The organism is Thalassobaculum sp. (assembly GCF_040219615.1).
Lineage (GTDB): Bacteria > Pseudomonadota > Alphaproteobacteria > Thalassobaculales > Thalassobaculaceae > Thalassobaculum_A.
This window is the reverse complement of record NZ_JAVJSE010000047.1, coordinates 24,103-43,985: the sequence shown is the minus strand read 5'-3', so window position 1 is coordinate 43,985 and position 19,883 is coordinate 24,103. Positions and strand designations below refer to the sequence as shown.

The 19,883-nt window shown below is 68.3% G+C and carries 22 protein-coding genes; 11 read left to right on the top strand and 11 right to left on the bottom strand.

What is annotated here, in order from left to right:
• The first annotated feature begins 192 nt into the window (after window positions 1-192).
• Both RIC31_RS27800 and RIC31_RS27795 read left to right on the top strand, forming a co-directional pair.
• Window positions 193-903 carry a Rossmann-like domain-containing protein gene (locus RIC31_RS27800; RefSeq protein WP_350116335.1) on the top strand — a complete coding sequence of 237 codons (711 nt, stop codon included), beginning with the start codon at window positions 193-195 and terminating at the stop codon, window positions 901-903.
• A gap of 83 nt (window positions 904-986) precedes the next feature.
• Window positions 987-2,021 (top strand): phytanoyl-CoA dioxygenase family protein, encoded by a 1,035-nt coding sequence (locus RIC31_RS27795; protein ID WP_350116332.1) that lies wholly within the window; start codon window positions 987-989, stop codon window positions 2,019-2,021.
• A 27-nt stretch (window positions 2,022-2,048) separates the two neighbouring features.
• On the opposite strand, the gene RIC31_RS27790 is transcribed toward RIC31_RS27795, so the two are convergent.
• The 10 genes from RIC31_RS27790 to RIC31_RS27745 all read right to left on the bottom strand — a co-directional run bounded on the left by RIC31_RS27790 (window position 2,049) and on the right by RIC31_RS27745 (window position 10,557).
• Window positions 2,049-3,875 carry a sulfotransferase gene (locus tag RIC31_RS27790; protein ID WP_350116329.1) on the bottom strand — a complete coding sequence of 609 codons (1,827 nt, stop codon included), beginning with the start codon at window positions 3,873-3,875 and terminating at the stop codon, window positions 2,049-2,051.
• Between the two features lie 5 nt (window positions 3,876-3,880).
• Window positions 3,881-4,135, bottom strand: coding sequence for a hypothetical protein (locus RIC31_RS27785; RefSeq protein ID WP_350116326.1), 255 nt, complete (start codon window positions 4,133-4,135; stop codon window positions 3,881-3,883).
• Between the two features lie 177 nt (window positions 4,136-4,312).
• Window positions 4,313-4,930 carry a molybdenum cofactor guanylyltransferase MobA gene (mobA, locus tag RIC31_RS27780; protein ID WP_350116323.1) on the bottom strand — a complete coding sequence of 206 codons (618 nt, stop codon included), beginning with the start codon at window positions 4,928-4,930 and terminating at the stop codon, window positions 4,313-4,315.
• A 1-nt stretch (window position 4,931) separates the two neighbouring features.
• On the bottom strand, window positions 4,932-5,834 hold the full coding sequence (locus tag RIC31_RS27775) for a formate dehydrogenase accessory sulfurtransferase FdhD (protein WP_350116320.1): 903 nt from the start codon (window positions 5,832-5,834) through the stop codon (window positions 4,932-4,934).
• Window positions 5,835-5,897: 63 nt separating this feature from the next.
• Window positions 5,898-6,668 carry a sulfur oxidation c-type cytochrome SoxA gene (soxA, locus tag RIC31_RS27770; RefSeq protein WP_350116317.1) on the bottom strand — a complete coding sequence of 257 codons (771 nt, stop codon included), beginning with the start codon at window positions 6,666-6,668 and terminating at the stop codon, window positions 5,898-5,900.
• Window positions 6,665-6,994, bottom strand: coding sequence for a thiosulfate oxidation carrier complex protein SoxZ (gene soxZ, locus RIC31_RS27765; RefSeq protein WP_350116314.1), 330 nt, complete (start codon window positions 6,992-6,994; stop codon window positions 6,665-6,667). The genes soxA and soxZ overlap by 4 nt, the downstream gene beginning before the upstream one ends.
• Before the next feature lie 12 nt (window positions 6,995-7,006).
• A complete protein-coding gene (locus RIC31_RS27760) occupies window positions 7,007-7,456 on the bottom strand; it encodes a thiosulfate oxidation carrier protein SoxY (RefSeq protein WP_350116311.1) in 450 nt (149 codons plus the stop codon).
• A 2-nt stretch (window positions 7,457-7,458) separates the two neighbouring features.
• Window positions 7,459-7,920 (bottom strand): sulfur oxidation c-type cytochrome SoxX, encoded by a 462-nt coding sequence (soxX, locus tag RIC31_RS27755; protein WP_350116308.1) that lies wholly within the window; start codon window positions 7,918-7,920, stop codon window positions 7,459-7,461.
• Window positions 7,917-10,088 (bottom strand): xanthine dehydrogenase family protein molybdopterin-binding subunit, encoded by a 2,172-nt coding sequence (locus tag RIC31_RS27750; RefSeq protein ID WP_350116305.1) that lies wholly within the window; start codon window positions 10,086-10,088, stop codon window positions 7,917-7,919. The genes soxX and RIC31_RS27750 overlap by 4 nt, the downstream gene beginning before the upstream one ends.
• 13 nt (window positions 10,089-10,101) lie before the next feature.
• Entirely contained in the window at window positions 10,102-10,557 is a 456-nt protein-coding gene (locus RIC31_RS27745) for a (2Fe-2S)-binding protein (protein ID WP_350116302.1), read from the bottom strand.
• 204 nt (window positions 10,558-10,761) lie between these two features.
• Here RIC31_RS27745 and moaA point away from each other — a divergent pair, with 204 nt between their 5' ends.
• The 4 genes from moaA (at window position 10,762) to RIC31_RS27725 (ending at window position 13,582) form a co-directional block, all read left to right on the top strand.
• A complete protein-coding gene (gene moaA, locus RIC31_RS27740) occupies window positions 10,762-11,802 on the top strand; it encodes a GTP 3',8-cyclase MoaA (RefSeq protein ID WP_350116298.1) in 1,041 nt (346 codons plus the stop codon).
• Window positions 11,803-11,933: 131 nt separating this feature from the next.
• Window positions 11,934-12,614, top strand: coding sequence for a hypothetical protein (locus RIC31_RS27735; RefSeq protein WP_350116295.1), 681 nt, complete (start codon window positions 11,934-11,936; stop codon window positions 12,612-12,614).
• Window positions 12,607-13,164, top strand: coding sequence for a hypothetical protein (locus RIC31_RS27730; RefSeq protein ID WP_350116292.1), 558 nt, complete (start codon window positions 12,607-12,609; stop codon window positions 13,162-13,164). Before RIC31_RS27735 ends, RIC31_RS27730 begins: the two co-directional genes overlap by 8 nt.
• Window positions 13,136-13,582, top strand: coding sequence for a hypothetical protein (locus RIC31_RS27725; protein WP_350116289.1), 447 nt, complete (start codon window positions 13,136-13,138; stop codon window positions 13,580-13,582). Before RIC31_RS27730 ends, RIC31_RS27725 begins: the two co-directional genes overlap by 29 nt.
• Before the next feature lie 330 nt (window positions 13,583-13,912).
• On the opposite strand, the gene RIC31_RS27720 is transcribed toward RIC31_RS27725, so the two are convergent.
• A complete protein-coding gene (locus tag RIC31_RS27720; RefSeq protein ID WP_350116286.1) occupies window positions 13,913-14,437 on the bottom strand; it encodes a molybdopterin-guanine dinucleotide biosynthesis protein A in 525 nt (174 codons plus the stop codon).
• A gap of 125 nt (window positions 14,438-14,562) precedes the next feature.
• On the opposite strand from RIC31_RS27720, the gene RIC31_RS27715 reads away from it, so the two are divergent.
• From RIC31_RS27715 to RIC31_RS27695, 5 genes are all read left to right on the top strand, one after another.
• Entirely contained in the window at window positions 14,563-15,321 is a 759-nt protein-coding gene (locus RIC31_RS27715) for an NAD kinase (protein WP_350116341.1), read from the top strand.
• 14 nt (window positions 15,322-15,335) lie between these two features.
• Window positions 15,336-16,484, top strand: coding sequence for an NAD(P)/FAD-dependent oxidoreductase (locus tag RIC31_RS27710; RefSeq protein WP_350116283.1), 1,149 nt, complete (start codon window positions 15,336-15,338; stop codon window positions 16,482-16,484).
• 234 nt (window positions 16,485-16,718) lie between these two features.
• On the top strand, window positions 16,719-17,513 hold the full coding sequence (gene cysD / locus RIC31_RS27705) for a sulfate adenylyltransferase subunit CysD (protein ID WP_350116280.1): 795 nt from the start codon (window positions 16,719-16,721) through the stop codon (window positions 17,511-17,513).
• Window positions 17,514-17,526: 13 nt separating this feature from the next.
• The gene (gene cysC / locus RIC31_RS27700; protein ID WP_502990157.1) at window positions 17,527-19,434 is read left to right on the top strand and encodes an adenylyl-sulfate kinase; all 1,908 of its coding nucleotides are present in this window, start codon (window positions 17,527-17,529) and stop codon (window positions 19,432-19,434) included.
• Between the two features lie 10 nt (window positions 19,435-19,444).
• A complete protein-coding gene (locus RIC31_RS27695) occupies window positions 19,445-19,879 on the top strand; it encodes a GNAT family N-acetyltransferase (RefSeq protein WP_350116277.1) in 435 nt (144 codons plus the stop codon).
• Window positions 19,880-19,883 lie beyond the last annotated feature (4 nt).

The following is a 19,883-nucleotide window of genomic DNA, read 5'->3' as shown; positions in this document are numbered from 1 at the left end:
CGAACATCCCGCAGGGCGTGGTGTTCGTGCCGTTCTGCTACACCGAGGCGGCGGTCAACTTCCTGACCAACCCGGCGCTCGATCCCTTCGGCAAGATCCCCGAGCTGAAGTTCGCCGCAGCCAGGCTGGAGCGCGCCGACGCGGAGCCAATCGCCGACGCCGCGCAGTAGCGGAGGGCCGACCACGGACCGCGTGCTCGACATCATCGCCGCCGGCGTGCCGGACAGTCTATCCGGCCGGGTCGTCGTCGGATTCAACTGGACCGCGGTCGAGGGGCCGGCGGCGATCGGCTTCGCCGCCACGCCCGGCCGGGCCGACGGCGCCGCCACCACGGCCGACACCGGCAGCTATGGCGGCCGTCCTTTGTCGGCGCTGGCCGGCCTCACCGGCTCGGCCAATCCCTACGAGCGCGCCATCGGCATCGCCGCCTGCAATGCCCACTGGAATGCCGACGCGCCCGACCTGGTGGACGGCGACGGTCTGGGCCGCGGCCCGGGCGGCGGGCCGGCCGGTGGCCGTACGGTCGTGATCGGGCGGTTCCCCGGGCTGGACGCCAAGCTGCCCGGCGCGGTCGTGCTGGAGCGCCATCCCGGCCCCGGCGACCTGCCGGCGGACCGGGCCGCCGAGGTGATCCCCGGCTGCGCGCGGCTGGTGATCACCGCCTCGACCCTGGTCAACCGCACCGTCGACGACCTGCTGGCACTCGCCGGGCCGGAGACCGAGACGACCCTGGTCGGGCCGGGCGTGCCGCTGTGTCCGGGACTGTTCCGGCTCAGCATCCGCCGGCTGGCCGGCTTCGTCGCGACCGACCGCGAGGGCTGCCTGAAGGCGATCATGGAGGGCGCCGGCGCGCGCGCCTTCCGACGCTTCGGGCGGGCCGTGGTACGCCAGTCCCGGGATTGATCGAGCGCCGGCGTTCTGGCACGGTATCCTTGTCCCCTGACCATATTCCGCACGCAAAGCTGCCTATGCCACACAGAAAGCTGATGCCGGGCGTACCGGCCATCGAAGCGTCGTGGTTTGACGACGACGCCGGACGCGAAGCCGCCGACCCGGAGATCGCGCGGATCGCCCGGGACCTGGGCGAAAACGGCTTTGCCGTCCTGGACTTCCCCGATCCGGAGATCGAGACGCTGGCCGAGGAGATCAAGGCCAGCCTGCTTCCGCGCTTCGACTTCGAGCGCTGGCGCCGTGAGTTGTGGCCGAAGGCCGACGGCCTGCGGCTGCAGGACGCCTGGAGCGAGGTCGAGGCGGTCCGGCGGATCGCCTGCAACGCCCGCATCCTGGAGATCCTCGAGGCCCTGTACGGCCGCAAGCCGTTTCCGTTCCAGACCCTGAACTTCCCGGTCGGCACCCAGCAGCATTTCCATTCCGACGCGGTGTTCTTCTCCAGCGTGCCGGAGCGCTTCATGTGCGGCGTGTGGGTCGCGCTCGAGGACATCGACGACGACAACGGGCCCCTGCTGTACTACCCGGGCAGCCACAAGCTCCCGATCGTCACCAACGACATGATGGGCTGGCTGGCCGACGAGGAGGACAACGCCGAGATCCAGACCCATCTGACACGGGTCTGGCAGGCCGAGGTCCGCGCCGGCGGATTCCGCGAGCAGCGATTCCATGCCCGCAAGGGCCAGGCGCTGATCTGGTTGTCCAACCTTCTTCATGGCGGCTCGCGGCACCTCGACACCGAACGCACGCGCTGGAGTCAGGTGACGCACTACTACTTCGAGGACTGCGCATACTGGACCCCGGTGGAGAGCGACGTGTTCTACGGCCGCATCGCGTTCCGGGAACCGGTCGACGTACTGACCGGGCGGCCGGTCGGCAACCGCTACATCGGCCGCGATATCGCACCGGACTTCATCCGGTCGGTCCGGCCATCCTGGATGGTTCCGGCGCCGGAAACCCCGACCGCGCCCGAGCCGGCCGGACCGTCGCCGACCGGGTGGCGGCAGCGCGCCGCCGGGATCCCGGGGCTCCGCCGGCTGGTACGGCTGGCTCGGCGACGGGCCGCCGGCTGAGCGCCGGGCGGACGCCGGGGCGGCACCTCAAGGATCGGAATAGCCGAGCCGGCGGATCCACGACTCCAGCCGGGGCATGGCAGGTGCCAGGTAGTCGCGGTACCGGGTCCAGCGACCGAGCGCCCGGGAATGGATCGACTGTTCCACCTGGTGGTAGCTCGGGGTCGCGATGTACCGGCCGGCAGCGCGCGCCGGATCCAGCAGGTCGGGCGTCCAGTCGAGCCCGAGGAAATCCGTCAGCCGCCGGCTCTCCGCCTCCGGATCGGCGATCAGCGCCTCGTAGCGGACCGTATGGACCCGCAGCGCCAGGCTCTCGCTAGCCTGCGACCAGAACGACATGACCCGGTCGTACAGTTCCGCCACTTCCTCGACCGCGTTGAAGCTCGCCAGGGCATCGGTCGAGGCGAACTCCTGCATCAGGCAGCTCAGGCAGACATCCGCCGGGTGACGCAGCACGAAGACCGTCGGGGCGCCTGGAAACAACTGGGCGACCAGCCACGCATAGACGATACCAAGCGGGCTCTTGTCGATTTTCAGCGGCTTGCCCGGGTGCTGTTCCCGGCGCCGGAGCAGGCGCCCGAAGGTGTCGCGCATCGCCGACACGCAGGCCGGGTCGAGCGCCCGGCCGGCAGCGATTCCGGCGAGATCCACCCCGGCTGCGCCAAGCCGCCCGGCCTCGGTCCTGACGGTCTCCGGCAACAGCTCGGGCTCGTCGAACACCTCGACCAGCGGGTGGCGGTGCAGGATGTCGCCGACCAGGGTCGTGCCGGAGCGCGGCATCCCGAACACGAAGGCGGGCGGCGCAGTACCGCACCGGCCGGCCGGCGGCTGTATTGCGGGGATCGAGGCGGGCTCGAAACGCTCGAGCAGTGCCAGGAACCGCCGCCGGTCGGCACCGTCCGCCCGGGCGCGGGCGCGGGCTGCACGGTTCGCCGTGGTCAGGGCCTGCACCGCTCCATCGGTGTCGCCGGTCTGATCGAGCATTGCCGCAAGGTCGAAGGCCAAGCCGATCGATGCATCGCCCTCCGGATGCCGTCGCAGCCGGTCGCGCAGATCGTCGATCGCCTCGTCGATCCGGCCGGTGGCGCGCAAGAGCCGGGCCCGCACACCGGCGTGTGCCGGCCCGTAGGGCCTCATGGCCTCCGCCCAGGTCACCAGGCGCAACGCGGCGCGCCGGTCGCGGCTGCGGACCGCGGCCTCGGCCATCGCGCACAACCCCTGGTACGCACCGTCGCTGTCGGGCGCGAGCATCGCCATTCGCCGCCCGATCCGAACCATACCGGGCCCGTCGCGCGCCTCGCGCAGGGCGACCAGCACGGCCACCAGGATCGGCGGATGTGCCGGACCGGCCACCAGCGCCCGCCTGGCGAGGGTCGACCAGTCGACCCGCCGCGCATGACGCCGCTCGGCCAATATGGTCATGGCCAGCCCCGATCTGTCGCCGGGAGCCAGGACGCAGGCGCGCCGCAGCGCCATCCAGGCATCCGCCGGCCGTCCCGCCGACAAGGCCGACCATCCGGCGGCGGCCCAGGTGCCCGGGTTGCCGGGGTCCCGGCTCGCATCGATCCGCGCCACGACCGCCCTGTCGCCGGCAGGCGGGACGCGGGCCCCGAACTCGGCGAGGCCGCCGAGCGCGTGCGGATCGCCCGGCCGCAGCACCAGCGCCCATCGGAACAGCCGCGCCGCCAGTTCCGGCCGGTTCACGTTCCGGGCCGCCAGTGCCGCCAGAATGGTCGCGTCGGGATTGCGGGGTTCCTGAAGCAGGGCGGGCCGAATCTTCCGGCCTGCCTCGTTGCCCGAGCCGCGTCTCAGGGCGTCCGCCGCCACCCGCAGGCGTTGCCGGACGAACGGCACCGGCGCTATTCGGCGCGGCAGCCGATCCGCTCGGTGGCGTTGAACACCACCAGCGTCTGGCCGACGTTCATCGTCACCCAGCAATCGTCCCACTGCTTGCGCGATTTCGCCTCCACCTGAACGGCGTTGGCCCCCTCGGTGTTCACGAACGCCACCGTGCCGTTCTCGCCGGACGACACCTTGACGTAGTCCTTGGTCCAGAACTTGACCCGGACGTTGGCCTCGGTCGAACTCTCGTTCCGCACGTAGATCTTCGACATCGGCGGGCCTTCCGGTTCCTCCTCGCCGCAGGCGAGCAGGGTGAAAGGAAGCGAGGAGAGGAGGAGAACGCGGGCAAGTCTCATGACCGAATCGTGCGCGAAGCCCGCCGCATGTGCAAGACTCATCATACAATTATTTATAATACCGGTCGATGCCGCAGCATTCTGTCGACAACGTCAGCCGGCCAGCAACCGCTCCGCCTCGGCCAGTTCCTCCGGCCGGTTGACGTTCAGGAACGGGTCGATCGGCTCGGCCGGCCAGTCGGCGACCGCCAGCCGGTAGTCGGCGGTGAACACGTCGACCTTGCGCACGTCCCGGCCGATCAGCGCCTCGCGCAACGCCGCGCGAAGGGCGACCGGCCACAGCCCGAACACCGGGTGATGCCGCCCGCCGGACGCGGCGCAGGCGATCTCCGCGCCCCCGCCTTCCAGGGCCGCGAACAGGCGGGCCACCAGATCCTCCGGGAAGGCCGGCGCATCGGTCGGCACGGTCACGATCCAGTCGACCCCGGCTTGCCCGGCCGCCCAGTCGAGCCCGGCCAGCACCCCGGCGAGCGGCCCGGCGAACCCCTCCACCGGGTCGGCCGCCACCGGCAGGCCGTAGCCGGCGAACCGTGCCGGATCACCGTTGGCGTTCAGCACCATCGGCCCGACCTGGTCCTGCAGCCGGCGGATGGCCCGCGCCAGCAGGGTCTCGCCGCCGAGGCTGCGCAGGCACTTGTCGCCGCCGCCCATGCGCCGGGCCTGGCCGCCCGCCAGCAGCACGCCGGCGATACGGTCGGTCGGAATCGGCATCTCAGGCGTCTTCCGTGACGCTGGCCTTGCGTCGGCTGCGGCCGTCCTCGTCCTCGACCCGGCTCAGGTCGGCGTCCCAGACCAGCCGCCGCTCGCCGGCCAGCACGATGAAGCGCTTGCCCTTCATGCGGCCGATCAGGGTCAGCCCGGCCTGGCGGGCAAGGTCGACGCCCCAGGCGGTGAAGCCGGAGCGCGAGACCAGCGCCGGGATGCCCATCTGCACGGTCTTGATGACCATCTCCGAGGTCAGCCGGCCGGTGGTGTAGAACAGCTTGTCGTCGGCCGGCACCTTGTTCAGGAACATCCAGCCGGCGATCTTGTCGACCGCATTGTGGCGCCCGACGTCCTCCATGTAGACCAGCGGCCGGTCGCGCTCGCACAACACGCAGCCATGGATTGCGCCGGCCTCCAGATACAGGCTCGGGGTTGTGTTGATGCGCTTCGACAGGGCGTACAGCCAGGACGTGTGCACCTCGGTCTCCGGCAGGACGACGCCCTCGATCTTCTCCATCAGGTCGCCGAACACGGTGCCGACGGCACAGCCGGAGGTGCGGATCTTCTTCTTCAGCTTGGCCTCGTAGTCGGTCGCCCGCTCGGTGCGGACCACCACCACCTCCAGGTCGTCGTCGTAGTCGATGCCGGTCAGCCGGTCGTCGGCGTGCAGCATGTTCTGGTTCAGCAGGTAGCCGACCGCCAGTTCCTCGGGCCGGTCGCCGATGGTCATGACCGTCACGATCTCCTGGCGGTTCAGGTAGATCGTCAGCGGCCGCTCGTTGACCACCGAGAGGTCGACCTGCCGGCCGTCGTGGTCCAGGCCGGACACCCGGGTGGTCAGGCGGCCGTCGGTCGGCTCGGGGGCGACGAGATAGGGCGCGGCGAGATCGGGCGAGGTGTCGGCGTTCATGGACGGAAACATGGCGCGGCTGGGCGGGGTTGGCAATGCGCGCGGCCGGAACCGGACCCGGCGCTACCGCCGGATCGCCGGCGTCTCGACCGGCACCCCTTCGGCCCGTGCGGCGAGGTACAGCTCGAGTGCAAGATACTGCGGGGAGCCGTAGCCATGTTGCACGGCACGCACCCCGAACGAGCACGAGCGCAGCCGGCGGTGCAGAGAGCCGAGCGCCTGCCACTCCAGCCGGTAGGCCGGATAGCCGTTCGCCAGGCCGTGGCTGATGGTGTCGCCGCGCAGCGGCCTGCCGGCATTGTCGACATGGCAATGCGCACAGGACAGGTTGAGTTGGCCCTGGCGGCGGTGGAAGAACGCGCGGCCGGCGTCGTAGTGCGGCGCCGCGGCGCCGCCGGTCTCGACCCGCACCGGCATCCCCAGCGACTGGCGGGCGACGAAGGCGGTCAGGCCGAGCAATTCGTCGGACTCGTAGGCGAAGGCCTCCGCCTCCTGGTGCCGGGTGCGACAGCGGTTGATCCGGCCTTCCAGGTTCAGCAGGTCCCCGCTCGGCGCGTCGACCGCCGGATAGCGGGTCGCCACGCCCCGCATGGCGTCGGCCGCCGCGCCGTGGCAGGACGTGCAGGAGCGTCCGGCCGGCCCCTGCGGCAGTTCCCACAGCCGAGCACCCTCGCCCACCCACAGCATGCCGGGGTTGGCGGCCTCGTCGAGTTGCTGTGTGCGCAGGCCTTCGCTCAGATACGAGGTGCCCGAGGGCAACGGCTCGGCCGCCGTCGCCCCGGCCGCCGCTCCGGCGATCATCAGCGCGACGGCGGCGATGCGCCCGGCGATCATCCGGTTACCGTCAGGGTCTTGGTGACGGTCACCACCTCACCGCGGTCGTCCTCCCAGGTGAATACCAGTTCGCCGCTCGCCGTCGCCACCGTCGTGAACGCGACGAACGGGTTGGCCGCGACTCCCTGGGTCAGGTCCATGGCGAACACCGGCTCGCCGTCATAGGCGACCTCGAAGCGCCGGATGATGTGCCGGGGTATGCGCTGACCGCGCGCGTCGACCCGGTAGCCGGTCTCCATCGGGTGCCGGATCAGCGCCTTGATCTCGACGACCTCGCCCCGCCGCGCCTCGGAGGGCAGCGAGACCCGGGCTGCGACCAGTGTCATCGCCCCGCCCTCTCAACCGCCGTCGATGCAGGCGGCGATCGTCACGACCACCAGCCTGCGGTCGCGCCAGAACGTGCCGTCGCTCATCTCGGCCAGCGCCGTCACCTCCTGCGAGGCGGCAAGCCGGATATTGGTCGAGACCCGCGCGGCCCCGGCCCGTGGCCCGATGTGGAAGGTCAGCAGATGCGCGATCGGGTTCTGCTCCGACAGGATGTGGATCGCCCGGACGTGGTCCTCCGCCGTCATCGGGCTGTCGACCGCGACGGTGGTGAAGACCGACAAGCCGTTCTCGGCCACCCCCGGAACGCTCAGGACCACTCGACCGTCGCGCACCGGCGCACCGCCCGTGAGCCTGTCGACGGCGGCATCGCGCATTGCCGGCGTGGAGCGGCCGGCCCCCGGCAATCCGGCCAGCCCCCCGGCCAGGAGCGCCGTGGTGATCAGCTGTCGACGGGTCGGCATGGTCAGTCCCTCAGGCTCGACAGGTAGGCGACGACATCCTCGATCTCCTGGGCCTGCAGGGCCGGGCGCCCGCGGTACTCCGGCGCCACGTCGACCAGCCCCTCGACCCGGTAGTAGGGCGGCATGACGGTATCCGGGTCGAGGCGGGCCTGGTCGATCAGCCGCAGGCGGATCTGCCCGGGCCGCAACCGGTCGCCGACCCCTGCCAAACCCGGTCCGAGGACGCCCTGGAACGGCTCGCCGTCGATCGGGACGGCATGGCAGATCAGGCAGTTCCCCCTGCCGCGGTCGAGCACCACGGCGCGGCCGCGTTCCGGGTCGCCGGCCAGGCCGCCCAGCGGGTCCGGGACGGCGTCGCCCCGGACCGCGTAGGGCAGCAGATCCGCCGCCGCGGCGTCCCGGGCCACCGCCTCGGCGGCCGCCCAGGCCAACACCAATGCCAGCACCGCCGGCACCTGCCTCATGCCGTCCCCAGGTCGTGGTGCATCAGCGGCAGCCGGCGGATGCGCTTGCCGGTCGCCGCGAAGATCGCGTTCAGGACCGCCGGGGCGGCGACCGCGATCGTCGGCTCGCCGACACCGCCCCAGAACCCGCCGGACGGCATGACGATGGTCTCGACCTCCGGCATCTCGTCGATCCGCATCACCTGGTAGGTGTCGAAATTCTGCTGCTCGACGCGACCGTCCTTGACCGTGCATTCGCCGTACAGCATCGCCGACAGTCCGTAGACGAACGAGCCCTCGACCTGGGCCTCGATCTGCTGCGGGTTGACCGCGTGGCCGCAGTCGGTGGCCGCGACGATCCGGTGGATCTTCAGCTTGCCGCCGGTCACCGACACCTCGGCGCAGGCGGCGATGTGGCTGCCGAAGGCCGTGCACTGGGCGAGCCCGCGGAACACCCCCGCCGGTGCCGGCCCGCCCCACCCGGCCCGCTCCGCCGCCGCCTTCAGGACCGCGGCGTTCTTCGGGTGGTTCGCCATCAGCTTCAGCCGGAACGCCAGCGGATCCTTGCCGGCGGCGTGCGCCACCTCGTCGATGAAGCACTCGGTGTAGACGGTGTTCTGGTTGGCGTTCACGCCCCGCCAGAAGCCCGGCGGAACATGCGGATTGCGCATGGCGTGGTCGACCAGCAGGTTCGGGAAGCTGTAACTGATCGCGTGGTCGCCCTTCGGTGCGTAGCACTGGAAGGTGACCGGGTCGGCGCCGCCGTTCAGGCGCTGCGGCATCACCCCCGCGAGGATCGACTGGCCGGCGATCCGCACCCGGAACGCCGTGACGTCGCCGTTCTCGTCCAGCGCCGCGGTCAGCTTGCATTGGGTGATCGGGTGATAGGCGCCGTGGGTCATGTCCTCCTCGCGGGTCCACAGCAGCTTGACCGGGGTCCCGGGGAAGTGGCGCGCGATCAGCACGGCCTGGCGCACGTAGTCGTGGAAGGCGCCGCGCCGGCCGAAGCCGCCCCCGAGATGCAGCTTGTGGACGTCGCACTGCTGCGGCTGCAGTCCGGCCGCCGCGGCAGCGGCCGCGAGCGCCGCTTCGCCGTTCTGGGTCGGGCACCAGACCTCGCACCGGTCCTCGGTCCACTTCGCCGTGGCGTTCATCGGCTCCATGGTGGCGTGGTTCTGGTACGGATAGGCGTAGACCGCCTCGACCTTTCGCACGGCCTTGGCGATCACCGCTTCGGCGTCGCCGTTCTGGTTGCCGACGAAGGCCTGGTCGGCCGTCAGCCCCTCCTCGACGAAGGCGGCGATCGACGCGCTCGACACCTGGGCGTTCGCTCCCTCGTCCCACTTGACCGGCAGTTCGTCGAGCGCGGTCTTGGCCTGCCACCAGCGCTCGGCGATCACCGCCACCGCATTGTCGTCGACCGTCACGACCTTGCGCACGCCAGGCATTGACTGGACCGCCGCCGCATCGAAGGAGGCGAGCTTGCCGCCGAACACCGGGCACTGTCGGATCGCCGCGTTGAGCATGCCGGGCAGCCGCAGGTCGGCCCCGTAGACCTGCCTTCCGACCACCTTGGCCGCGGTGTCCAACCGCTTCACCGGCTTGCCGGCGAGCTTCCAGTCCTTCGGGTCCTTCAGCGGCACGTTCGCCGGGACCTCCAGCAGCGCCGCCGCCTTGGCGACCTTGCCGTAGGTGGTGCTGCGGCCGGACCCGGCATGGGTGATCACGCCCTTCTCGGCCCGGCAGTCTCCCGGCGCCACGCCCCAATCCTTCGCCGCGGCCGCGATCAGCATCTCCCGCGCCGCCGCACCACCCTGGCGCACATAGTCGTGCGACTCCCGGATGCCGCGGCTGCCGCCGGTCGAGAAGCTCTGCCAGACGCGGCCGCGCTGCAGGTTGGTGGCCGGCGTCGGATACTCGGTGGTCACGTCGGCCCAGTCGCACTCCAGCTCCTCGGCGACCAGCTGGGCGAGGCCGGTCAGGGTCCCCTGCCCCATCTCGGACCGGGCGATCCGGATGATCACCTTCTCGTCCGGCTGCACCACGACCCAGGCGTTGATCTCGTCGGGGTAGCCGGCCTGGGCGTGGGCCGCACCGTCGTCGAACGGCAGGCGGAATCCGAGTGCCAGGCCCGCGGTGGCGGCGCCGACCACGAAGCCGCGGCGCGAAACGTCGAACGTCGTCGTCATCGTCCGGTCCTCCTCACGCCTTCTGGCTCGCGGCGAGATGGATTCCGGCGCGCACGCGCCGGTAGGTCCCGCAGCGGCAGATGTTGGTGATCTCGGCGTCGATGTCGGCATCGGTCGGGGTCGGGTTGCGGGCGAGCAGGGCGGCCGCCGCCATGATCATGCCGGTCTGGCAGTAGCCGCACTGCGGCACGTCCAGCTCGACCCACGCCTTCTGGACCGGGTGCGTGCCGTCCGGCGACAGGCCCTCGATGGTGACGATCCGGTCGCTCTCCGCGACCGCGTCCAGCGGCAGCACGCAGGAGCGCTGGGCCTCGCCGTTGACATGCACCGTGCACGCCCCGCACTGGGCCACGCCACAACCGTATTTGGCACCGGTGATCTCGAGGTGCTCGCGCAGTACCCAGAGCAGCGGCGTCGCGCCGTCGGCGTCGACCTCGACCGTGTTTCCGTTGACGTTGATCCTGGCCATGCGATCCACCTCCGGTAGAAAAGCCACGCCCCGCCTTCCGAAACCTCCGGATCGAAGTCTGACCCCGAATCGCACGTTTGTCTCGGAATCCGGCGGCGCCGCCGTTCACGACCTCGGGATCGCCATCGCCGCCCGGACCTCGGATCAACGGCGACTGGAATGCCGCCCCTTTCGTCTCGTTATCTCCCGTCGTATATAACGGTCATGACCGATGCGACGACCCTTCCCCGTCCGACCGCCGGCCCGGCACCGCTGATCGATCCGTACCAGCGGGCGATCAGCTATCTCCGGGTCTCCGTCACCGACCGCTGCGACTTCCGCTGCGTCTACTGCATGTCGGAGAACATGACCTTCCTGCCGAAGGCCGACGTGCTGTCGCTGGAGGAACTGGCGCGGCTGTGCAACGTGTTCGTCGACCTCGGCGTCCGCAAGCTGCGGCTGACCGGCGGCGAGCCGCTGGTCCGTCGCAACATCATGTGGCTGGTGCGCGAGCTCGGGAAGCGCCTGGGCGGCGGCGGCCTGGACGAGCTGACCGTCACCACCAACGGCTCGCAGCTCGCGAAGCTGGCGGACGAGCTGGTCGACGCCGGGGTGCGCCGGATCAACGTCTCGATCGACACCCTGGATCCCGAGAAGTTCCAGGCGATCACCCGCTGGGGCAAGCTGGACAAGGTGATCGAGGGGCTGGAGGCGGCCGACCGCGCCGGCCTCGCCGTGAAGATCAACGCCGTCGCGCTGAAGGGCGTGAACGACGGCGAGCTCGGCGACATGCTGCAGTGGTGCGGCGACCGCGGCTACGACATGACCGTCATCGAGGTCATGCCGATGGGCGACATCGGCGGCGAGAACCGGGTCGACCAGTACCTGCCGCTGTCGCTGGTGCGCAGCCGCCTGGCCGAGCGCTTCACGCTGACCGACATCCCGTACAAGACCGGCGGCCCGGCCCGCTATGTCGAGGTCGCGGAGACCGGCGGCCGCCTCGGCTTCATCACGCCGCTGACCCATAACTTCTGCGAGAGCTGCAACCGGGTGCGGCTGACCTGCACCGGCACCCTGTACATGTGCCTGGGGCAGGACGACGCCGCCGACCTGCGGGCCCCGCTGCGCGCCTCCGACGACGACGCGGTGGTCGAGTCCGCCGTGCGCGAGGCCATCGGCCGCAAGCCCAAGGGCCACGACTTCATCATCGACCGCCGCCACTCCGGCCCGGCCGTCGCCCGCCATATGAGCGTCACAGGGGGGTAACCGAAGCAAAACTTGGAAGGAATACTCATTGATGGACGGAACCGAAGAATCATCTAAGCTGTTACCGTCATGATTCTTCAAAAGGTTAATAGGACGTTGTGAGTCACCGTGGACACTGGGGTAGAGCCACAATGGCTATCAGTCAGTATGTTTTGTCCAAGAATCAGCGCTTAGGCCTACTATATCTCGCCGAGTTTTCGACACCCTCTTATGAGGGTTTGCAAACAAAAATTCGAGAGATCGATCAAACGTCGATAGTTGCGACAAAATTACAGGACGTTCTTGAGGAATTTGCCTCAAAAGAGAGGGCAATTCTAATATTTCGGACTATCGCAGGGATGGCAACGGCATCACGGTACCTTCGCTTAACCCCAGACGAGTTCACAGCACTAGCCGAAGAGTCGATACAAAAGAATGACAATGATTCTGACGCAATAAGAATGGGCCTTCAGCGTACGCGTGAACTTTTGACGATAAATTATGTCTCAATCTCAACAAAAGCACTAGATTTATCTTTTGATCACCAAAATCTTTACAGAAATTCTAGAGTTTTGGTCGACATAAGACCGGTGTTTGACGACGAGCGAGATAATTTGGTTGGCGGAATAGTCTCGCTCTTACTTCGATTAGACTACACTAGTGGTGCCGTTAACCACACGCTTAGCATGGCGATGGACAGAGGGGACATTATTCAGCTAAAAGATGCATGTGAGGTTGCTCTGCGGAAGGCAGATCGCGCGCATGGGTTTCTGACTGACTCGTGCAACCTCAATTCGTTTGTCATAGGCGAGGAGCTTGAGAAAAATGACTAGCACCCTTGCCGTTCATGGAGGTCTATCGGAACTTTCAGAAATTCCCGAGGAAGAACGGGACGGCTTGTTATTCACAGATAGCGATGCCAGAAACTTGCCAAATATTGGGTACGAGAAGATATTTCTACAGGATGGCTATAGACCAGGCAGCGCTTGGCACATCAGCGATGTTGAGTATATTTCTGACCTGACGGTTAGAGCACGCCTTCAGCAAGAAATATACTGGTCCCGCCTTTCGCACTTGCATAGGGACACGGATATAGTCCTTGAGAATCGTCCTCCACGGTATCAGCTTGTACTTTTTATTGCCCGCGTCGCTGTCAGCATAATTCATGGCTTGAGCTATGTTGGAACCGTCTGGGGTGGGTTTTGGCTTTATGGCGCACTAGAGAGTCGCCAGATTGAATTTTATATGCCGGCACTTTTGCTAATAGTGTTTAGCATTGTATTAAATTTAACTAGTGCGAAAATATTGCATTCCCCAGGATTAGGAAAACTGAAGCGTTTTTCGGTGTCAAAAGGTGGTCATTTTGCCGCTATCAATCGCTAATATTTCTATGTGGGCCTTCGCAGCAGCGCTGCTTATCGCTCTAGGAATTTATTATCTGATACCTGAATATGTGATTGGATTTATTGATTTTTTTCCGATTAAATTCTTTCTTTTTCTTTTTGTTATTGGATTGTTGGCAAATCTCTTTGCATTAATATTTATATTTTACTACGTGCCTACTGTCGAAAGAATGCTAGCAATCAGCTGGCGTTTCTCCCTGCTTCTGGGCGGAAGCTGCACTGGAGCAGATATATTTAGCCTCCCAATGATTGAGGCGCAGGCAGACACTGGACGAATTATCTTCAAGACATACCCCTCTAGCGGCCCCACCTACATTCCATTAGGCATCACCCTCACGGCAGTTTTCCTGATGGCCGGCCTCTACATATTGCATAATTTTATTAGTAGAGTTCGGTGATCAGCCATACGTTATTTCAGCAATGTGTCTCGTGACACTCACTTTACGCTTTGTATTTATGCGTGGACGGACGCAAGCCCATCGGCCGCAAGCCCAAGGGCCACGACTTCATCATCGACCGCCGCCACTCCGGCCCGGCCGTCGCCCGCCACATGAGCGTCACCGGCGGCTGACCGGCCGCTCAGGGCGCGGGTGGGTTCCGGCTCCGTCCCGCCGCGAGCGGTCCGGTCCGGAAGGACGAATCGGAGGGGACCTTCCCCCGCATCGTCACTCCGGACGGACGAGCCGCACCGGCGCGGCCGATCCGGAACCCACAGGTCGCTGAAATCGCTAGTGGATGTCGATGCGGTGCGCCCAGGTCTTGCCGTCGCTGACGGTGATCTGGGTGAAGCCCAGCAGCTTCAGCAGGTCGAGGAAGGTGTATTGTGACTGCGGGTCGAGGTCGCGGAACACCGCCGTGGTGCGGGCCGTGGCGGTCAGCATGGCCAGCACCGCGCGGGCCCGGTACAGGGTATCGAGCGGGCCGTTCTGCAGGCCGACCAGGATCAGCTTCTCGGCGTCGGTGCCCTTGGCGAACATCGCGGTGATCGGGGCGTAGGGCCGCTCGGTCTGCCCGGCGGTCACGCCGGTGACGAAGCCGATCCGGCGGGTCCGGTCGGAATCCGGCAGGGTGTTGATCCGCGAGTGGTACATCTCGTTCGAGGTCACCTCGGGATAGTAGTAGCCCTCGTGCCGGTCCTGGGCCCGCGCGGGCGCCGCCAGCAGTATCGGCAGCAGCAGAACCGCCGCCAGCACCGCCAGGAATCCCCGGATCCGCCCCCGACCGCCTATCCCCTGCCCGCATTCTCCGCGCATGAACTCGTCTCCCTTCGTCATCGGGCGCTTTGGCGCCGGCGGCATCATCGCCTATCTTGCCGGCCGGCGCGATGCGGCGCCGCTACCGGGACGGCTGTTGCCGCGGAGGAACACGCGTGACCGAGATGAGACTCGCCTTCGTGTCGGCCTCCACGGACGAAGCCTCCGAGGCCCGCGACACCCTGGTGGCGCGCTACGGCGAGGTGCCGGCCGACCAGGCCGAGGTGGTGGTGGCGCTCGGCGGCGACGGCCACATGCTGGAGACCCTGCGCGGCGCGATCGGCAGCGGCAAGCCGATCTACGGCATGAACCGCGGTACCGTCGGCTTCCTGATGAACGCCTTCGAGCCGGACGACCTGCCGGCGCGCATCCGCGGCGCCCAGCCGGTGACCCTGTACCCGTTGCGGATGCGGGCCACCTGCCGCGACGGCAGCGTGACCGAGGGCCTGGCGATCAACGAGGTGTCGCTGTTCCGGTCGTCGGCGCAGGCCGCCAAGATCCGGGTCCATGTCGACGGCGTGATTCGGATGGAGGAGCTGGTGTGCGACGGCGTGCTGGTCTCCACCCCGGCCGGGTCGACCGCCTACAACCTGTCGGCCCACGGCCCGATCATCCCGCTCGGCGCCGACATCCTGGCGCTGACGCCGATCAGCGCGTTCCGGCCGCGGCGCTGGCGCGGCGCCCTGCTGCCGCATTCCGCGCGCATCCTGTTCGAGACCATCCGCCCGGAGAAGCGGCCGGTGAACGCGGTCGCCGACGTGATGGAGGTCAAGGACGTGGTCGCGGTCGAGGTCTGGGAGGACCGCTCGGTCAAGCTGACCGTCCTGTACGATCCCGAGCACAACCTCGAGGAACGGGTCCTCATGGAACAGTTCGCGCCCTGAACGGAGAGAGTGACGTGACCACCACGACCTGCGACGTGCTGATCGTCGGCGGCGGCATGGCCGGCGCCTCCTGCGGATACTTCCTGGCCGACGACGCCCGGGTGGTGCTGCTGGAGCGCGAGGAGCAGCCGGGTTACCACACCACCGGCCGGTCGGCGGCGCTGTTCTACGAGAGCTACGGCAACGCGACGATCCGCCGGATCACCCGCGCCACCCGGCCGTTCCTCGAAACCCCGCCGGACGGCTTCGCGGCCGGCCCGATCCTGAGCCCGCGCGGCATGCTGACGATCGCCACCGAGGAGCTGGTCGGGCGGCTCGACGCCCAGGCGGCCCAGGAGGCCGGTCCGCGCACCGAGCCGGTCGAGGGCGAGGCGCTGTTCGCGCTGGCGCCGTTCCTGCGCCGCGACCGCATCGTCAAGGGCGTGTACGAGCCCGACGCCATGGACATCGACGTCAATGCCCTACTGCAGGGCTTCCTGCGCGGCCTGCGGGCCAGGGGCGGAAGCGTCGTGACCGACGCCGAGGTGTCGTCGCTTACCCGCGCCGGCGGGGTGTGGCGGGCCGAGACCCGGGCCGGCCGCTTCGAGGCCCCGGTGGTGATCAACGCCGCCGGCGCCTGGTGCGACGCGCTGGCCGACATGGCCGGCGTCCCGCCGGTCGGCCTGGTCCCGAAGCGGCGCACCGCCTTCACCTTCGACCCGCCGGCCGGCGCCGACGTCGCGCGCTGGCCGGGCGTCGATCTGGTCGACGAGAGCTGGTACGTGATCGCGAGCGGTGGCCGCGTGCTCGGCAGCCCGGCCGACGAGACCCCGTCGGAGCCGTGCGACGCCCAGCCGGACGAGTACGACGTGGCCGTTGCCGTCGACCGCATCATGACCGACACCACCTTCGAGATCCGCCGGCTGGCCTCGCGCTGGGCCGGGCTGCGCAGCTTCGTCGCCGACAAGTCGCCGGTGGTCGGCTTCGACCCCTCGACCGACGGCTTCCTGTGGCTGGCCGGCCAGGGCGGCTACGGCATCCAGACCTCGGCCGGCATGGGCCGGCTCAGCGCGGCGATGGCGACGGGCCGGGGAGTCCCGGACGACATGACCGCGCTCGGCCTCACCGCCGCCGACCTGGCACCGGACCGTCCGGCCCTGACGACCGGAAAGCAGGCGAAATAAGTCGGTGCCCTGCGTGCTCTGAAATGACTGGAAGCAGAGTCACGTTCGTACTATAGAACGCATGTTCTGTATTTCGAACAACGAGGGCACGCTCAGATGGCCGAACCGACGCCGATCCGCCCCGCCGGCGCCGAGCCCCACGCGGCGGGCAGCATTGCGAAGCCGCGCTTTGACAGCGCCGCAGCTGACCCTTATCTAGCGGCGCGAAGCAACCACTTCGTATCGGACGCCGCCATGAACCATCTCGACGCCCTGGAGGCGCAGAGCGTCTACATCCTGCGCGAGGCGTTCAACAAGTTCGACCGGCTCGGCATGCTGTGGTCGCTCGGCAAGGACTCCAACGTCATGCTGTGGCTGGCCAAGAAGGCGTTCTTCGGCCACATCCCGTTTCCGGCGATGTTCTGCGACACCGGCAAGAAGTTCCCGGAGATGTACGCCTTCCAGGAGCGCTACGCGGTCGAATGGGGGCTCAACTTCGTCCGGCGCGACTGCCCGCCGATCGAGGAGATCGACCCGACCCTGCCGCCGGCGGCGCGCTCGGCGGCGCGCAAGACCGAGGCCCTGAAGCGGCTGATCGCCGAGCTCGACCTGCAGGCCGTGATCGCCGGCATCCGCCGGGACGAGGAGGCGACCCGCGCCAAGGAGCGGGTGTTCAGCCCGCGCGGCGAGAACGCCGAATGGGACTTCCGCGACCAGCCGCCGGAATTCTGGGACCAGTTCAAGACCGACTTCGCGCCGGGAACCCACATCCGCGTGCATCCGTTGCTGCACTGGACCGAGCTCGACATCTGGCTCTACATCCAGCGTGAGGGGATCCCCCTGGTGCCGCTTTATTTCTCCCGGGACGGCAAGCGCTACCGCTCGCTCGGCGACATGGACATCACCAACCCGATCAAGAGCGACGCCGACACCGTCGAGAAGATCATCGCCGAGCTGAGGGTCACCAAGGTGGCCGAGCGCAGCGGCCGGGCGATGGATCACGAGAGCGAGGACGCCTTCGAGCGGCTGCGCTCCGCCGGATACATGTGAGAGGATTCCCGCAGTGAGCACAGCCCTCTCGTCGGCGCCGGACGCGCGCCCCCACGTCGACATCGCGCCGATGAAGCTGGTCATCGTCGGCCATGTCGACCACGGCAAGTCGACCCTGATCGGCCGCCTGCTGCACGACACCGGCTCCCTGCCCGAGGGCAAGGTCGAGGCGGTTCGGGCGATGTCCGAGCGCCGCGGCATGCCGATGGAATGGGCGTTCGTGCTGGACGCCCTGCAGGCCGAGCGCGACCAGGGCATCACCATCGACACCACCCAGATCTTCTTCAAGACCGAGCGCCGGCCCTACGTCATCATCGACGCGCCGGGCCACAAGGAATTCCTGAAGAACATGGTGTCGGGCGCGGCCTCGGCCGACGCCGCGATTCTGGTGGTCGACGCCAAGGACGGCGTGCAGGAACAGACCCGCCGGCACGGCTACATCCTGCACCTGCTCGGCCTCGACCGGGTGGTGGTCGCGGTCAACAAGATGGACCTGGTCGACCACGACGAGGCCCGCTTCCGTCAGGTGGCCGAGGACGTCCGGCACTATCTGGCCGGTATGGGCATCGTCCCGGCCCACATCCTGCCGGTCTCGGCCCGCCACGGCGACGGGCTGGCGACGCTGTCCGACCGCATGCCGTGGTTCGAGGGCCCGAGCCTGCTGCAGGCGCTCGACGAACTGCAGGCCAAGCCGCTGCCGGTGGAGCTGCCGCTGCGCTTCCCGATCCAGGACGTCTACAAGTTCGACGAGCGCCGGATCCTGGCCGGGCGCATCGAGAGCGGCCGGATCGCGGTCGGCGACACCCTGCTGTTCAACCCGACCAACACCACCGCCCGCGTCAGGTCGATCGAGGCCTGGGCGGTCGACGGTCCGGTGATGTCGGCCTCGGCCGGCCAGTCGATCGGCATTACGCTCGACGACCAGTTGTTCGTGGAACGCGGCCACGTCGCCTCGCACCGGGCCGAGCCGCCGGTCGAGACCAACGTGTTCCGGGCCCGGATCTTCTGGCTTGGCCGGGCGCCGCTGGAGACCGGCCGGCGCTACAAGCTGAAGCTCGCGACCATGGAGCACACGGTCGAGGTGCAGGCGATCGAGCGGGTGATCGACGTCGCCGACCTGTCGCAGCGGCCGGCCGACCGGATCGAGCGCAACGAGGTCGGCGAGATCATCCTGCGGGCCCGCGCCAAGCTGGCGGTCGACCCGTTCGTCGACAACCCGCGGCTCGGCCGGTTCGTGCTGATCGACGGCTACGACATGGCCGGCGGCGGCCTGGTGTCGATGGACGGCTTCCCGGACCAGCGCGCCCGCAACGAGCCGACCTCGCAGAACATCACCGCGGTCGAACACCGGGTCACCACCAACGCGCGCTGGCAGGCCAACGGCCACAAGAGCGGCGTGCTGTGGCTGACCGGCCTGTCGGGTGCCGGCAAGTCGACCCTGGCGGTCGAGCTGGAGCAGGCGCTGTTCCGCAAGGGCTGGCAGGCCTACGTGCTGGACGGCGACAACATCCGCTTCGGCCTGTCGGCCGACTTGGGCTTCGCGCCCGAGGATCGGGCCGAGAATATCCGCCGGGTCGGCGAGGTGGCGGCGCTGTTCGCGCGCGCCGGCACCCTGGTGATCACGGCCTTCATCTCGCCCTACCGCGAGGACCGCGACCGGGCACGGTCGGTGGCCCCGGAGCTGTTCCACGAGGTCTACGTCAAGGCCGACCTGGAAGTCTGCGAGACCCGCGACCCGAAGGGCCTGTACAAGAAGGCGCGCAAGGGCGAGATCTCCGAGTTCACGGGCATCTCGGCACCCTATGAGGCGCCGGTCTCGGCCGAGCTGGAGGTCGACACCGGCAGCCTGTCGCTGGCCGAGTCGGTCGAGCGGCTGCTGGGCTATGTCGAGGCGAATTTCGGGCTGAACGGCCGGGAGTGACACGACGCCCATGACGGTGGAGCTCGTCCTCACCACCCTCGCCGAGGAGGCCGATCCGGCGTTCGCGGCGGCCCGCGAGCGGGTCCTGGACTGGCTCGACGATCACGGTCGCGCCGCCGGCGTCGTCTTCGAGGCCCGGCCGCTCGCCATCACGGCCAGCCTGGGCGACCGGCCGGCCGGCGGGCTGATCGGCTCGACCAACCTGGGCTGGCTGCATGTCAACCTGCTGGCGGTCGCACCCGAGGCCCGGCGCGCCGGCGTCGGCCGCGCGCTGCTGGCGGCGGCCGAGGACCTGGCCCGCGGGCGCGGCTGCCACGGCGCCTGGCTCGACACCTACGATCACCAGGGGCCGGACTACTACCCGCGCCTGGGCTGGGAGATGTTCGGCGAGTTGCCGGACTTCCCGAAGGGCGGCTGCCGCCGGTTCTACCGCAAGGCGCTGTAGGCCG

What these genes read in the sequence shown, in the direction of transcription:
- RIC31_RS27760 (WP_350116311.1), bottom strand. Translation starts at nt 7,456, where the DNA reads ATGCCGACCCGTCGACAGCTGATCACCACGGCGCTCCTGGCCGGGGGG.
- RIC31_RS27745 (WP_350116302.1), bottom strand. Translation starts at nt 10,557, where the DNA reads ATGGCCAGGATCAACGTCAACGGAAACACGGTCGAGGTCGACGCCGAC.
- RIC31_RS27785 (WP_350116326.1), bottom strand. Translation starts at nt 4,135, where the DNA reads ATGTCGAAGATCTACGTGCGGAACGAGAGTTCGACCGAGGCCAACGTC.
- soxX (WP_350116308.1), bottom strand. Translation starts at nt 7,920, where the DNA reads ATGAGGCAGGTGCCGGCGGTGCTGGCATTGGTGTTGGCCTGGGCGGCC.
- RIC31_RS27750 (WP_350116305.1), bottom strand. Translation starts at nt 10,088, where the DNA reads ATGACGACGACGTTCGACGTTTCGCGCCGCGGCTTCGTGGTCGGCGCC.
- moaA (WP_350116298.1), top strand. Translation starts at nt 10,762, where the DNA reads ATGACCGATGCGACGACCCTTCCCCGTCCGACCGCCGGCCCGGCACCG.
- soxZ (WP_350116314.1), bottom strand. Translation starts at nt 6,994, where the DNA reads ATGACACTGGTCGCAGCCCGGGTCTCGCTGCCCTCCGAGGCGCGGCGG.
- RIC31_RS27695 (WP_350116277.1), top strand. Translation starts at nt 19,445, where the DNA reads ATGACGGTGGAGCTCGTCCTCACCACCCTCGCCGAGGAGGCCGATCCG.
- soxA (WP_350116317.1), bottom strand. Translation starts at nt 6,668, where the DNA reads ATGATCGCCGGGCGCATCGCCGCCGTCGCGCTGATGATCGCCGGAGCG.
- RIC31_RS27715 (WP_350116341.1), top strand. Translation starts at nt 14,563, where the DNA reads ATGAGACTCGCCTTCGTGTCGGCCTCCACGGACGAAGCCTCCGAGGCC.
- RIC31_RS27720 (WP_350116286.1), bottom strand. Translation starts at nt 14,437, where the DNA reads ATGCGCGGAGAATGCGGGCAGGGGATAGGCGGTCGGGGGCGGATCCGG.
- mobA (WP_350116323.1), bottom strand. Translation starts at nt 4,930, where the DNA reads ATGCCGATTCCGACCGACCGTATCGCCGGCGTGCTGCTGGCGGGCGGC.
- RIC31_RS27775 (WP_350116320.1), bottom strand. Translation starts at nt 5,834, where the DNA reads ATGAACGCCGACACCTCGCCCGATCTCGCCGCGCCCTATCTCGTCGCC.
- RIC31_RS27730 (WP_350116292.1), top strand. Translation starts at nt 12,607, where the DNA reads ATGACTAGCACCCTTGCCGTTCATGGAGGTCTATCGGAACTTTCAGAA.
- RIC31_RS27795 (WP_350116332.1), top strand. Translation starts at nt 987, where the DNA reads ATGCCGGGCGTACCGGCCATCGAAGCGTCGTGGTTTGACGACGACGCC.
- RIC31_RS27735 (WP_350116295.1), top strand. Translation starts at nt 11,934, where the DNA reads ATGGCTATCAGTCAGTATGTTTTGTCCAAGAATCAGCGCTTAGGCCTA.
- cysD (WP_350116280.1), top strand. Translation starts at nt 16,719, where the DNA reads ATGAACCATCTCGACGCCCTGGAGGCGCAGAGCGTCTACATCCTGCGC.